Source organism: Arthrobacter globiformis (assembly GCF_030817195.1).
In the GTDB taxonomy this organism is placed as follows: Bacteria; Actinomycetota; Actinomycetes; order Actinomycetales; family Micrococcaceae; genus Arthrobacter; species Arthrobacter globiformis_D.
In genome coordinates, this window is sequence record NZ_JAUSYZ010000001.1 from 868,343 (window position 1) to 881,675 (window position 13,333).

Consider the following 13,333-nt stretch of genomic DNA (forward strand, 5'->3'; position numbering starts at 1 on the left):
GGTTCAGCCCTGGCTTTTCAGGCCCGGGAAGTCTGTTTCGGAGTATTCCGTTCCCAGGCCGGGGGGAACGCTCGCCTGGATGCCGTCCGCGTGGCGGAGCTCCTCGCTGTGCCGCAGCTCGACCCGGCGGATCTTGCCCGAGATGGTCTTCGGCAGCTCGGCGAACTCCAGCCGGCGGATGCGCTTGAACGGCGCCAGGTGGTCGCGGCAGTAGCGCAGGATCTCCTCGGCGAGCTCGGGCCCCGGCTGGTGGCCGGCCGCCAGCACCACGAATGCCTTGGGCACGGACAGCTTCAGCGGATCAGGGGAAGGAACGACGGCGGCCTCCGCCACCGCCGGGTGCTCGATGAGCACGCTCTCCAGCTCGAACGGGGACAGCCGGTAGTCGGACGACTTGAAGACGTCGTCGTCCCGGCCCACGTAGGTGATGACGCCGTGCTCGTCCCGGCTGGCCATGTCGCCGGTGTGGTAGTAGCCGCCGCGGAATGCCTCGGCCGTCCTCTCCGGGTCACCGTAGTACGACTTCATCAGCCCTGCGGGGCGGGGATCCAGGCGCAGGCACAGCTCGCCGTCGTCGGCCTCTTCGCCGGTAGCCGGATCGACGAGGACCACGTCGTATCCCGGCAGGGGCAGGCCCATCGCGCCGATCTTGACCGGCTGGCCGGGGGTGTTGGCCACCTGCACCGTGGTCTCGGTCTGGCCGAAGCCGTCGCGGATGGTCTGGCCCCAGGCGCGCTGGACCTGGCCGATGACCTCCGCGTTGAGGGGCTCGCCGGCCGAAACAACCTTGGTGGGCGGATTCTTGAGGAGCGTGAGGTCGGCCTGGATGAGCATCCGCCAGACAGTGGGCGGGGCGCAGAAGCTGGTGACCTTCTCCCGGTCCATCTGCTCCATGAGAGCCTTGGCATCGAAGCGTTCGTAGTTGTAGACGAACACGCAGGCCTCGGCAATCCACGGGGCGAACAGGTTGGACCAGGCGTGTTTCGCCCAGCCCGGGGAGGCCACGTTGAGGTGCACGTCGCCCGGCTCCAGGCCGATCCAGTACATCGTGGACAGGTGGCCCACCGGATACGAGGTGTGCGTGTGTTCCACGAGCTTGGCCTTGGAGGTGGTGCCCGAAGTGAAGTAGAGGAGCAGGGTCTCGTCTGCCAGGGTGGGCGCGTCGGGCGTGAAGTCGGCGGGTGACCCTGCCGAATCCGCGTACTGCAGCGCCTCGCCGGCGCCGTTGCTGCCGGCGCCGTTGATGCCTGCCCCCGCGGCATCGGGGATGCCGATGAGCCGGTAGTGGCCGGGCACTTCGGCAAACTTGCGCAGGTTGGAACTGCCGACGGCGGCCCAGCCCGCTTCCCCGCGCTCCACCCGGTCCTTCAGGTCCGCGGGACCCATGAGGGTGGTGGTGGGGATCAGTACGATGCCAAGCTTGATGCCGGCCAGCACGAGTTCCCACAGTTCCACCTGGTTGCCCAGCATGATGATCATGCGGTCGCCGCGCTTCACGCCCTGGCTGCGGAGCCAGTTGGCCACCTGGTTGGACCGGGCCGACAGTTCGGCGAAGCTGCGGCGGGTGGCCGAGCCGTCCTGTTCCACGATCACCAGTGCCGGGTTCCCGCCGCGGTCAGGATCCGCCGCGATGGCGTCAAACCAGTCGAGTGCGAAATTGAACTCCGAGGGCCGCGGCCATTCGAAGCTGGTTCTCGCCTGCCGGTAGTCCTGGCGCGCAGCGAGCAGCTGATCTCGTGCGGCACGGAAATCGTCGGTGACGGTCATGGGGCACCTTTCGCCTGGGGATTCACGTCCTAGTGATCCACATCACTGTGCAATATACTAGGACATCCAAGGGTTTGGAAGAGCGAAGGGACCTATGCCCGTGCAGCCACAAGGACGTGACAGCGGACAGCCCACAGAGGGTACAGCGGGGGAACCGGGGGTGACGGCACCGCCGTTTGCCGACGCGGATCTTATGTATGTTGCGGACCTTCTTCCGCCGGCCGAGCGGGCACGCTATCTCGAGATCAGGGACTTCCTGCAGTCCCGGGTCCGGGCCCAGTCCATCGAATACTGGAACCGCGAGGAGTTCCCGTTCGGGCTTCTCGCGGAGCTGGGAAAGCACGGACTTGGCGGGCTGCAGACGGACGGGACATCCACGCTCTTCAAGGGCCTGATGTACGTTGAGGTGGCCCGCGCCGACGTCTCCCTGTCAGCCCTGGTGGGCATCCACAACGAGCTGATCGTCGGCATGATCGACGCCCTGGGGTCGGACGAGCAGAAGCAGCGGTGGCTGCCCGGACTGACTGCTTTCACGCAGCTGGGGGCCTTCGCGCTGACCGAACCGGAGCACGGCTCGGACATTGCCGGCGGGCTGGCCACCACGGCCCGGCTCGAAGACGGCGAATGGGTCATCGACGGCGCCAAGCGGTGGATAGGCGCCGGAACCATCGCCGACTTCGCACTCGTATGGGCCAGGGACACGGCCGACCATCAGATCAAGGGCTTCATTGTCGAGACGGACCGCGCCGGCTACACGGCGACCAAGATCAGCAACAAGATCGGGCTGCGGATCATGCAGAACGCCGATATCCGTCTGGACGGCGTCCGCATTCCGGAAACCAACATGCTCCCCGGCGCCACGGATTTCACCAAGGCCAACGAGCTGCTGAGGGATTCACGGGCGTGGGTGGGCTGGCAGGCTGCCGGGATCCAGCTGGCGGCGTTTGACGTTGCCCGCTCCTATTCGCTGCAGCGCCGCCAGTTCGGCAAGGAGCTGGCGCGCTTCCAGCTCATCCAGCAGCAGCTCGCCGAGATTCTGGGCAACGCTTCGGCGTCGCTGGCCCTGATGGCGCAGCTGGCCCGGATCCAGGAGGACGGCAGGCTGGAAATGGCGCAGGCGGCGATGGCCAAGGCCACCACCACCCGGCTAGCCAGGGCTTCCGTGGCCATGGGCCGGTCGCTGCTGGGCGGCAACGGCATCAGCAGCGACTTCGAGATGGGAAAGCTCTTCGGCGACGCGGAGATCCTGTACACGTACGAGGGCAGCTACGAGATCAATTCCCTGATCGTGGCCCGGGCGGTCACAGGAAAATCAGCCTTCGTGTAGGACACCTGGTCACAGCGTCACCCAGCCAGCGCCTTACTGGGCCAGGATGGCGGCTTTCCGCGCCGCGGCCTCCAGTTGCTCCACGTGCGCGGCCTGCTCTGCGGCACCCCGCTGAGGAAGGTTGGGGTCGTTGGGGCCCTGCCCGGCGGAACCGTCAATGAGTTCCCGGATGATGTCGGCGTGCCCCAGGTGCTGCGCCGTCTCGGCGCACATGTGCACCAGCATCTGGTGCAGGGTCACGTGCCTGCGTTCTTCCCGCCACCAGGGCACAAGCCCGGGAGCGTCCAAGGGCAGCGCTTCGATGGTGCCATCGGTGTGCGCCGCCGAGAAGTGGTGCAGCTCCACGATCTCGGCACGGGTCTGCTCCGGGGTGGCCCACATGTCCGCGTCCGGCTCGGCCCCGTCGGCGAACCAGGGCAGCTCCCGGTCGCTGGGCCGCCCGAACACCTCGCCGAAATAGCCCAGTTCCACGCTGGCCACATGCTTGACCAGGCCCAGGAGATTGGTGCCGGTGGGCGTCATCGGCCGCCGGACGTCATACTCACCCAGGCCGTCGATCTTGGCGAGGAGCTGGGCGCGCCGTGTCCGCAGGTAATGGTGCAGGGTCGCTTTTTCATCCATGGCGGCACTCTACCGGGCGGGAGCACCAAAAACTGCGGGAACCAAAAACTCCCCTGCGCGTGCCAGGCACGGACAGGGGAGTCTTTGGAAAGCCGTTACAGCGGGCGAATGTTCTCTGCCTGCGGACCCTTGGGGCCCTGGGTCACTTCGAATTCGACCTTCTGGTTTTCATCCAGGGAGCGGTAGCCGCTGGAGGCAATTGCCGAGTAGTGGGCGAATACATCTGCCGATCCATCATCCGGAGCGATGAAGCCGAAGCCCTTTTCGGCGTTGAACCATTTAACTGTGCCTGTTGCCATTGCTACTTCCTTTGTAACCCTTATTCTGGTCCTGCTCCGACAGCAGGCAGAGGCGGAAACTGTTGTCCGCTGTCTCCAACCTATGGGCGTTCCGCCGGGCGTGCAATAGCTACCGTCATCAGGAGTCCCACCAGTAACGGGAGATTCTGTCCACATTCGCTAATTAAAAACGCCGTTTCCTGGGCTAGGCCGTGCTGTCCGGCTCCTGTCCGGTGTTCTCCCACAGCACATCGAGATTACGGAATACCGGGGGACCGTCGCACAGGGCCGCCATTTTCGCGGCAAAGTCGGACGTCTCCGGCCGGTTGGAGTTTTCCATCGCCGACTCGTAGGAGTCGAACTCCACGATGGTGAAGTACGTCCCGGGACGGTCCCGGTCCGCAGTGGCGATGATGCGGCGAAACGTCGGTGCGGTGGTTCCCTCGGTCCTTGACGGGCGGCCCAGCGCTTCGACCTCCTCGATGCGTGAGGTCTGGAATTCGATGATCTGCACAAACCCGGCCATGACGGCTCCTCGACGGCGGTGGTGTCTGATGCGGATCACGGTAGACCCCGTGCCGGGCCCGCGCAACCGTTTCTACGGCGTCAGGAGCACCTTGATGGCCCGGCGCTCATCCATCGCCTTGTAGGCTTCGGCCGCATCCTCCAGGGGCATCTCAACGTCGAACACCCGCCCGGGATTGATGGCCCCGGACAGCACGTCCTTGAGCAGTTCGGGAATGTAGGTGCGGGCGGGAGCCATTCCGCCGGACACGGTGATGTTCTTGTCGAACAGGTAGCGCAGCGGGATCTCCGCGCCGCCGGTGGGGACCCCGACGAAGCCCAGGGCGCCGCCGGGCCGGACCGAATGCAGCGCCTGCTCCATGGACTCCTTGGTTCCCACGCACTCGAGCACAGAGTCGGCCAGCACCCCGCCGAGCAGTTCACGGACCTTGGCGACACCGTCGTCCCCGCGTTCCTCCACAACGTCCGTGGCACCGAACTCGCGGGCGATGGCCTGACGGTCGGCGTGGCGGGACATCGCGATGATCCGTTCGGCGCCGAGCCTCTTTGCCGCAAGGACGCCGCACAGTCCCACGGCGCCGTCGCCCACCACCACTACGGTCCGGCCGGGGCCGACCTGGGCGCTGACGGCGGCGTGGTGCCCGGTGGCCATGACGTCCGAGAGGGTCAGCAGGCTGTTGCGCAGCTTTGCATCCGGCTCGCTGACATCCGGCACCTTGACGAGCGTGGATGCGGCGAGCGGGACGCGCACGGCCTGGCCCTGGCCGCCGTCGACAGCGAACCCGGCGTCGTCCGTTCCGCCCCAACCGGCGAGGTGGTCACAGGCCACGGTGACGCCGTTCAGGCACTGCGGGCACTGCCCGCAGCTGACCACGAAGGGGGCGATCACAAAGTCGCCCGCCCGGAGTGAGGACACGTCGGCACCTGTGCTTTCCACGACGCCGACGAATTCATGGCCGATGGCGGAGGCGTGGCGGACCGGCTTCACGCCGCGGTACGGCCACAGGTCGGAGCCGCAGACGCACGCGGCAGTCACGCGGACCACGGCGTCCGTGGGGAGCTGGACGGCAGGGTAGTCGCGGTCCTCGACCCTGATGTCTCCGGGTCCGTGGATGATGGTGGCGCGCATGGCTGCTCCTCTCGAATGGGCGGGGCTGGACGTGACCGAGTCTAGCCCCGCTGCGGGGACGCGCCGGGCTGCTAGGGGCGGTTGCTAGCGCATCCCCTCGCGGCGGATGGCCGTGGCGATGGCCGCGGCCCTGGTCTCCACGCCCAGCTTGGCGTAGATGTGGGCGAGGTGGGTCTTGACGGTGGCCTCGGAGATGAAGAGCCGCTGGCCCAGCTCCTTGTTGCTGAGCCCTTCGGTGAGGAGGCTCAGCAGCTCGGCCTCCCGCGGGGTCAGGACGTCGTCAGGGTTGCGCAGCTGCTGGAACAGGCGGGAGGCCACCGGCGGGCTCATGACGCTTTTGCCCTGGACGGCGCCCCGGACGGCGGCGAAGATCTCCTCCGGCGCGGCGTCCTTGAGGAGGTATCCCATGGCGCCGGCATCCACGGCACGGACAATGTCGGCGTCGGAATCGTAGGTGGTGAAGACCAGCACGGCCTGCTGACGGTTGCGTTCGCGGAGCTTCCTGATGGCCTCGATCCCGTCCATGCCCGGGCCCATGGCCAGGTCCATCACCACGACGTCGGGGGAGTGCCCTTCCACGGCGGCCAGGGCTTCCTCGCCAGAGGACGCCTCCGCCACCACCTCGATGTCCGGCTGTGTGCCCAGCAGTGCCTTCAGTCCGCTGCGGACCACGAGGTGGTCGTCCACGAGGAGCACGGTGATGACGCTCATTCAACCCCCTTTGCCGGCAGCTGCGCTGCCACAACAGTTCCCTCGCCCGGGGCGCTTTCCACCGAGAAGGCGCCGCCCAGCTGCTCCACGCGCTGCCGCATAGCCCGCAGGCCGTATCCTCCGGTGTCCGACGGCGGTGCTACCGCCGCCGGATCGAAGCCCGCACCGTCGTCGTAAATGTCCAGTGTGACCGCATCCGGCAGGAAGCCAAGGGTGATGGTTGTGTTGGCCGCGGAGGCGTGCAGCTTGATGTTCGCTGCGGCGCTTTGCACTACCCGGAGGAGGGCATGCCGGGCTTCGGCCGGAACTGCCCGGGGGACGCCGGTGACCAGCAGCCTGGCGCCCGGCACGTACTGGGAGGCGGCCTGCAGCAGGGCGTCCGGCAGCGGTGAGGCGTCCAGGCCGGGCGAGGCCAGTTCGTGGACCAGACTGCGGGTGTCGGACAGGTTTCGGCGCAGCAGCTCACTGGCCTGCCGGAGATCCTGCCGGGACGCCGGCTCCGGCCAGGCGCGGTTTGCGGCTTCGAGCAGGAGCAGGCTGCTGGCGAGGCCCTGGGTCACGGTGTCGTGGATCTCCCGGGAGACCCGCTCACGCTCCGCGATGGTGCCCGCACGGCGCTCGCTGGCGGCCAGCTGCCCCTGGGCGAGCGACACTTCGCGGTGCAGGCGCCGCTGCTCGGCGGCGTCGTGCTCAATGCGGTCGTAGATCAGCGTCAGCAGGACGCCGACGGCGAGCGGGCCCAGAAGCATGGCCAGATCGCTGCCGTCGCTGAGCCGGAACAGTCCCGCGGCGGTGGCAGCTGCCGTCGCCCCCGCCGCCGCGTAGGCGACCGCCCCGGTGAAGGCGATGCGGCACAGGAAGAACAGTGCAAACGAACACCAGGCGAAGCTGGGCGCGGAGACCACCAGCACAGCCCAGACGGCCACGAGTACGAACATCCACAAGGCCCAGGGGCGCCGACGCTGGGCGAGTACCGCGATGACCGCGTATAGGGCGCATGCGGCGGCCGCCAGGGCGAGGACCAGCAGGTTGTCCTGGGCGCTGTGCCGCATCACGTAGCGCACCACCGAGGCGACCATGAGCACGGCGAAACCCAGGTGGACCGCGGCGTCGATCCGTCCCAGCCGGCTGCCCGGAACGGGACCGATCCGAGCGGGAGGAACTTCCGGTGCGGCGGTGGGGGCTGGGGAGGGCATGGCGGGTCCGGTTCCGGTGGGTGACGTACTACGAACCATGCTATTGCCCGCGGCGTTGCTGGTCTCTCAGCCTTTTGGCTGATACCGGGAGCCGAAAGGACCAGCCAGCCCCACCTGATGGCCTGATGCATCGGCTCGGCGGCAGGTCCACCATGGAAATGCAACCGTTTGGCTGCGTCTCACCGAAGGAGAACCACCGTGAAGAAGTCCCAGAAGATTTTTGCCGCCGCGGCAGCCGGAGCGCTCGTCATCACCGCCGGTGCCACCGCCGTCGCCAATGCCGGATCAGGGTCTTCCCCTGCGGCCGCTTCGGTCCAGCCTGCAGCCGTGCAGGCAGCAGTGCCCGCCGCAAATGTCCAACCGGGTGCGGACAACGTCGTCGCCCAGAACCGGATCACCGTTGGCGCCTCGGCCAAGGCGGTGGACGCCGCGCTCGCCAAGTGCCAGGCCGACAAGCTGCCGTTCGTGACCGTGGCCCTCGTTGACCGGTTCGGCACCGTGCAGGCACTCCTGCGTGGCGACAATGCCGCCGAGCACACCATCGAGTCCGCCAAACAGAAGGCTTACACCGCAGCAGCGTTGGGCAGCCCCACGAGTGAACTCGCCAAGCGCATCAGCGGCAACGGGCCGAGCATCGCCGACCTTCCCGGCACCCTCTTCCTCCCGGGCGGCGTCCCGCTGAAGGTGAACGGCGTCTCCGTGGCAGGCATCGGCGTCGGTGGCGCCCCGGACGGCAAGCTCGACGAAGCCTGCGCCGAGGCCGGCGCCGCCGCAATCGCCGTCAAGTAGGTTGCGGGCTGTGACCGGGGACGGGTTCGACGGCGGCCGGCGCACCACTGCTCTGCCGCTCGCGGGCCTGGCTGTACTGGTGTCCCTGCTGGCCGGGTGCGCGTCCGGCTCCCCGTCGGCCGGCTCCCCGTCGGCCGGCTCCCCGTCGGCCGGCGGCCCGGCCCCAGCCGGTTCAAGCCAGGGCAGTTCCGGAAGCCAGACGTCGGCGGGCGGTTCCGGGGTGAGCGGAACCGTGCGGCCGCCGTCGTCGACCCCCGCCGCCTCAGGCCCCTCGCTGTCCCCGGGTGAGCAGCAGAGGCTGGACCAGCGACTGGTCCTGGCCGCGAAGGCCAACGACGCGGCGCTCGTGGCGCGGCTAATCCGGGAAGGCGGAAACGTGAACGCCAAGGATTCCATCCAGGACTCGGCCTTCCTGTACGCCGGTGCCGAGGGCTTCAACGAGGTTCTGCGGCTGACTTTGGCCAACGGGGCAGACGTCAGGAGCACCAACCGTTTCGGCGGCACCGCCCTGATCCCGGCCAGTGAGCACGGGCATGTGGAAACAGTGCGGATCCTCATCGCCGCCGGCGTCCCCGTCAACCATGTGAACAAGCTCGGCTGGACCGCGATGCAGGAAGCCATCCTCCTGAACCGAGGCCCGAGGCAGCAGGACGTGGTACGGCAGCTGCTCGATGCCGGCGCAGACCCCAACATCCGCGACCCGGAGGGCAGGACGGCTCTGGAGAACGCCGAGCGCCTGGGCTTCGCCGAGATCGCCCGGCTGATCCGCGAGCGGGGCTGAGGTTGAGCGGGGCTGGGGTTGAGCGGGGCTGGGGCTGAGGGTCAGGGCCGCAGCGTCAAAGCCGGGCCGGTTCGGCGAGCTCCGCCGCAACCGTGAACTCCGCCTCCGTCTTCTCCCGGATTTCCTCCACGGTGACGCCGGGGGCGAGGCGGGTGAGCGTGAGCTGCCGTCCGCCGTCGTCCTTTTTATGGAGATCGAAGACGGCGAGGTCGCTGATGATCCGGTCCACGACGCCGACGCCGGTCAGGGGCAGAGTGCAGTCCGTGACGATTTTGGGGCTGCCGTCCTTGGCGTTGTGTTCGGTGAGGACCACGACGCGCGGTGTGCCGGCGACGAGGTCCATGGCGCCGCCCATGCCCTTGACCATTTTTCCGGGGATGGTCCAGTTGGCGAGGTCGCCGCTGCCGGAGACCTGCATGGCGCCGAGAATGGCGACCTTGACGTGTCCGCCGCGGATCATGCCGAAGGACGTGGCGGAGTCGAAGATGCTGCCGCCGGGCAGGACGGTGACGGTCTGCTTGCCGGCGTTGATGAGGTCGGCGTCCTCCTCGCCTTCGTAGGGGAACGGGCCCATGCCGAGCAGCCCGTTTTCGCTTTGCAGGACTACCCGGACGCCGTCGGGCAGGTTGTTGGCCACCAGCGTGGGGATGCCGATGCCGAGGTTGACGTAGTCGCCGTCGTTCAGTTCTTCGGCCGCGATCGCAGCCATCTCATTCCGGGTCCAGGCCACGGGAATCTCCTTCGGGTCTAAAAGTGGGTCTAGAAAAGGGGCTTAAGTGTTCGTTCGCGCCGGGTATTAGGCGGGTACGGCCTCGGAAGCGCGCGGGCGGACGGTGCGCTGTTCGATGTCCTTGACCCTGTTGCTGGCCTGGACCAGGTGCTGGACGTAGACGCCGGGCGTGACGATGTGGTTCGGATCCAGCGCGCCCGGTTCGACGATGACTTCCGCCTCGGCGACGGTAACGGCGCCTGCGGTGGCCACTACCGGGTTGAAGTTCCGGGCGGTGTAGCGGTAGATCAGGTTGCCGTCCGTGTCGGCGGTGTGGGCGTGGACCAGTGCGACGTCGGCGAGGATGGCGCGCTCCCGGACGTACGTTTCGCCGTCGAACACCTCGTGCGGTTTGCCCTCGGCCACCAGGGTTCCCACCCCGGTTTTGGTGTAGAACGCGGGGATGCCGGCGCCGCCGGCGCGGAGCCGCTCGGCCAGGGTGCCCTGCGGGGTGAACTCCACCTCCAGGTTCCCGGCGAGGTACTGCTCGGCGAAGAGCTTGTTCTCACCGACGTAGGACGCGATCACCCTGCCGACCTGGCCCGCCTCGATCAGGATGCCCAGGCCCTTGCCGTCAACGCCCATGTTGTTCGACACCACGGTCAGATCCTTCACGCCGGAATCGCGCACGGCCTCGATCAGGTCGGTCGGAATGCCACTAAGCCCGAACCCGCCTACGGCGAGGGTGATCCCGTCCCGGAGGACTTCGTTCAGGACCTCGGCGGCGCTGGATTTCAGTTTGGACATCGCATCTCCTCGTTGAGCTGTCTCCCAGTCCACTTTATGGACGCTCGTTCTGACAGTGGAGCGTATGTGTGCCCTTGTGGCAGTGTCAAGGTTCCTCCGCCCGAGAGGCATCGCGCATTTACACTGTGGACGATAGGCTAGGAAGTGTCCACAATATGGAATCCGAGGGAGGAAACCGTGAACCAGGCACCGGTCCAGGGCGCCCAGGTCGTCAGCCGCATTGCGGGGCTGCTGCGCATTGTGGGACGCAAGCCGGAAGGAAGCCCGCTCGTGGAGCTGGTGCGTGACTCGGGGCTGACCCGTCCAACCGTGCACCGCCTGCTCACGTCACTTGCGGCCGAGGGTCTCCTCGACCATGACCCCCTGAGCGGGAACTGGGTGCTCGGCCCCGAGGTCCTGCTGATGGGCTCGGTGGCGGCCGCGCGCTTTCCGTTGGAGGATTTGGCGAGGCCGAGCCTGCGGCGGCTTGCCGAGGAGACCGGTGAGAGTGCCTTCTTCTCGATCAGGCGGGGCGCCGAGACCGTATGCCTGCTGCGGGAGGAGGGCAGCTTCCCCGTCCGCTCCTTTGTGCTTCACGAGGGTGTCCGTTTTCCGCTGGGCGTGGCATCGGCAGGAACAGCGATCATGGCCTTCCTGCCCGAGGCGGAGCAGGAACAGATCCTGGGGGACTGGGCTGCCCACGCCGGCAAATACGCCAACGGGCACCCCGAAAACGTGGTCCGGGACAACCTGCGGCAGACCCGCCGGCGCGGCTACGCCGTGAACCCGGGCCTGGTGCTGGAAGGCAGCTGGGGGATGGGCGCCGCGGTCTTCGACCAGGCCGGCCGTCCGTCGTGGGCGCTGTCCCTGACCGGGATCGAACCGCGCTTCCGTGGGGACCGGCGCGAACTGCTGGGGCGGCTCCTGCTGGAGGAGGCCCACCGGCTCACCGTGCGGCTCGGCGCGGGTGGCCAGCGCAGGCGGCAGAACTAGCGGCAGCACATCGCTCCGGCGCAGCGGTCCGCCCTGGTTGCCGCACCCGTCTGCCCGGGAACCGGTGCAGACTGTTGTGGTGCCTGGCGGGCGTGCCTACCCTTGCAGGAGAGTCCTTCCCCTTGCAGAAGCCTGGACAGCACCGAAGGAGCCAGAGCCATGAGCACACGGGTCTACTTTGAGGAATACGGCGGCCCGCAGGTCCTGAAGGTGGGTACGGAGAAGCTGGCGGAACCGGGTGACGGTCTGGTGCGGGTGGAATTCCGGGCGGTCAGCGTCAACCCCATGGACTGGAAGCTCGTGGCCGGCTACCTGAAAAAGTGGTTTCCCCTGGACTTCCCGGCGGTGCCCGGCAGCGAGGCGGCCGGCGTCGTGACCGCCGTCGGACCCGCCTTCGAGGGGTTTGCCGTGGGTGACGAGGTTATCTGGAACGGACTGCTGGGCGGCTACCGGACGGAAGCCGTGGTGCCGGCGGACCAGCTGACTCCCTTGCCGGCGGGCGTGGACTTCGAGCAGGCTGCATGCATCCCGGCGGCAGGAGGCACGGCGTATTCGGCCTTGAAGCAGCTCGCCCTGGGAGCCGGGGACACCGTGCTGATCCATGGCGCCGCAGGCGGCGTCGGCTCGGCCGCGGTCCAGATCGCACAGGCCTTTGGTGCACGGGTGATCGGCACCGCGTCGGAAGCCAACCAGGAGTATCTCAGCGAGCTGGGCGCCGAGCCCGTGACGTACGGTCCCGGGCTTGCGGACCGGGTCCGGGCGCTGGCCGAGGACGCCGGCACAGTCAGCGCCGTCCTGGACACTGTGGGGAGCGAGGACTCGCTGGCGGCAACAGCCGAGCTGCTCCGGGGGGCCGGCCGGGCGGTGACCACCGTTCCGGGCGAGCAGTCATCCGCGGCCGGGCTCGCCGCCGTCCAGCAGCTGGAAGGCCGGGTGGCGGACGTGGGGACGCTCGCCGCCGAAGGACAGATCACCTTCACGATCGCGCACCGGATGCCGCTGATCGAGGCCGCCGACGCACTGGAAATCAGCCGTGGCGGCCACGGCCGCGGGAAGATCCTGCTGCTGCCCTAGTGTGTGCACGTAGGCGGTGCCGATCAGCGGGTTGCGGTGGTTGCTTCGCGGCTTTGCCGGAGTCGTAGCGCGGTTCCTCTTGCCTTCCTGCCGGCCAACGTAGCGCCAGCCGCCACCGTCCGGGATGTTGCCGAGCTTCTTCACATCGACGTGGATCATCGCCCCGGGTTTGTCGTGTTCGTAGCGGCGGATGATTTCCCCGGTGCGCTTATCCACGTAATGCAGCCGGTTCAGCCGGCACCGGACCAGGACCGCGTGGACCGTGGAGGCAGGCATGGCCAGCTTCGCTCCAATCGCGACAGGCCCCAGCCTTTGCTTCCAGCGCAGGTGCACGACCTTGCGAACCAGATGCGGCGGAGTCCGGTTCGCCACCCGGTGCGGGCTTGAGGATCGGTCCGTCATGCCGGCTGGGCCCATCGCGGCATACCTGGCTGCCCACCGTTTGGCGGTGGGCCAGGAGCAATTGAACTGTTCGGCAGCCCGGGACACCGGCCAGCCGTGATCAACGACGAGCCGCGCGACGCGTAACCGTTGGCGTGGAGTCAAAGCAGCATTAGCGTGGGACATTGAGGACCTCCTGGTCGCTTCAGCGGTTGTCTAAGCAACTCCACTGTGCAACCGGAGGTCCTCACCCATGAGTCAACGAC

Annotated in this window: 14 protein-coding genes and 1 pseudogene; 5 read left to right on the forward strand and 10 right to left on the reverse strand. The window is 67.8% G+C overall.

What is annotated here, in order from left to right:
* Positions 1-3 precede the first annotated feature (3 nt).
* Complete coding sequence (locus tag QF036_RS04060) at positions 4-1,767, reverse strand: AMP-binding protein (protein WP_307099456.1); 1,764 nt, start codon at positions 1,765-1,767, stop codon at positions 4-6.
* A 94-nt stretch (positions 1,768-1,861) separates the two neighbouring features.
* On the opposite strand from QF036_RS04060, the gene QF036_RS04065 reads away from it, so the two are divergent.
* Complete coding sequence (locus QF036_RS04065; protein WP_373460075.1) at positions 1,862-3,094, forward strand: acyl-CoA dehydrogenase family protein; 1,233 nt, start codon at positions 1,862-1,864, stop codon at positions 3,092-3,094.
* 33 nt (positions 3,095-3,127) lie between these two features.
* On the opposite strand, the gene QF036_RS04070 is transcribed toward QF036_RS04065, so the two are convergent.
* From QF036_RS04070 to QF036_RS04095, 6 genes are all read right to left on the reverse strand, one after another.
* Positions 3,128-3,715, reverse strand: coding sequence for a DinB family protein (locus tag QF036_RS04070; protein ID WP_307099458.1), 588 nt, complete (start codon positions 3,713-3,715; stop codon positions 3,128-3,130).
* 95 nt (positions 3,716-3,810) lie between these two features.
* Positions 3,811-4,014: a cold-shock protein gene (locus tag QF036_RS04075; protein WP_003799085.1), complete on the reverse strand. Its 204-nt coding sequence runs from the start codon at positions 4,012-4,014 to the stop codon at positions 3,811-3,813.
* Between the two features lie 184 nt (positions 4,015-4,198).
* Positions 4,199-4,519 carry a putative quinol monooxygenase gene (locus QF036_RS04080; protein ID WP_307099460.1) on the reverse strand — a complete coding sequence of 107 codons (321 nt, stop codon included), beginning with the start codon at positions 4,517-4,519 and terminating at the stop codon, positions 4,199-4,201.
* Between the two features lie 72 nt (positions 4,520-4,591).
* Positions 4,592-5,647 carry a zinc-dependent alcohol dehydrogenase family protein gene (locus QF036_RS04085; RefSeq protein ID WP_307099462.1) on the reverse strand — a complete coding sequence of 352 codons (1,056 nt, stop codon included), beginning with the start codon at positions 5,645-5,647 and terminating at the stop codon, positions 4,592-4,594.
* A gap of 84 nt (positions 5,648-5,731) precedes the next feature.
* Entirely contained in the window at positions 5,732-6,358 is a 627-nt protein-coding gene (locus QF036_RS04090; RefSeq protein WP_307099464.1) for a response regulator, read from the reverse strand.
* The gene (locus QF036_RS04095; RefSeq protein ID WP_307099466.1) at positions 6,355-7,554 is read right to left on the reverse strand and encodes a sensor histidine kinase; all 1,200 of its coding nucleotides are present in this window, start codon (positions 7,552-7,554) and stop codon (positions 6,355-6,357) included. The genes QF036_RS04090 and QF036_RS04095 overlap by 4 nt, the downstream gene beginning before the upstream one ends.
* 198 nt (positions 7,555-7,752) lie before the next feature.
* Here QF036_RS04095 and QF036_RS04100 point away from each other — a divergent pair, with 198 nt between their 5' ends.
* Together QF036_RS04100 and QF036_RS04105 are read left to right on the forward strand one after the other, a co-directional pair.
* Complete coding sequence (locus QF036_RS04100) at positions 7,753-8,343, forward strand: GlcG/HbpS family heme-binding protein (protein ID WP_307099468.1); 591 nt, start codon at positions 7,753-7,755, stop codon at positions 8,341-8,343.
* A 10-nt stretch (positions 8,344-8,353) separates the two neighbouring features.
* Complete coding sequence (locus tag QF036_RS04105) at positions 8,354-9,124, forward strand: ankyrin repeat domain-containing protein (protein ID WP_373460076.1); 771 nt, start codon at positions 8,354-8,356, stop codon at positions 9,122-9,124.
* A 55-nt stretch (positions 9,125-9,179) separates the two neighbouring features.
* On the opposite strand, the gene QF036_RS04110 is transcribed toward QF036_RS04105, so the two are convergent.
* Both QF036_RS04110 and QF036_RS04115 read right to left on the reverse strand, forming a co-directional pair.
* Positions 9,180-9,854 (reverse strand): CoA transferase subunit B, encoded by a 675-nt coding sequence (locus QF036_RS04110; RefSeq protein WP_307099470.1) that lies wholly within the window; start codon positions 9,852-9,854, stop codon positions 9,180-9,182.
* A gap of 66 nt (positions 9,855-9,920) precedes the next feature.
* Entirely contained in the window at positions 9,921-10,640 is a 720-nt protein-coding gene (locus QF036_RS04115) for a CoA transferase subunit A (RefSeq protein ID WP_307099472.1), read from the reverse strand.
* A 177-nt stretch (positions 10,641-10,817) separates the two neighbouring features.
* Between QF036_RS04115 and QF036_RS04120 the strand changes: the two genes are divergently transcribed.
* Both QF036_RS04120 and QF036_RS04125 read left to right on the forward strand, forming a co-directional pair.
* Entirely contained in the window at positions 10,818-11,612 is a 795-nt protein-coding gene (locus QF036_RS04120) for an IclR family transcriptional regulator (protein WP_307099474.1), read from the forward strand.
* A gap of 159 nt (positions 11,613-11,771) precedes the next feature.
* Positions 11,772-12,686 (forward strand): NADP-dependent oxidoreductase, encoded by a 915-nt coding sequence (locus QF036_RS04125; RefSeq protein WP_307099475.1) that lies wholly within the window; start codon positions 11,772-11,774, stop codon positions 12,684-12,686.
* On the opposite strand, the pseudogene QF036_RS04130 reads toward QF036_RS04125, so the two are convergent.
* Positions 12,684-13,253: pseudogene (locus tag QF036_RS04130) on the reverse strand (helix-turn-helix domain-containing protein); the annotation flags it as partial. The gene QF036_RS04125 and the pseudogene QF036_RS04130 overlap by 3 nt on opposite strands.
* Positions 13,254-13,333: the final 80 nt, after the last annotated feature.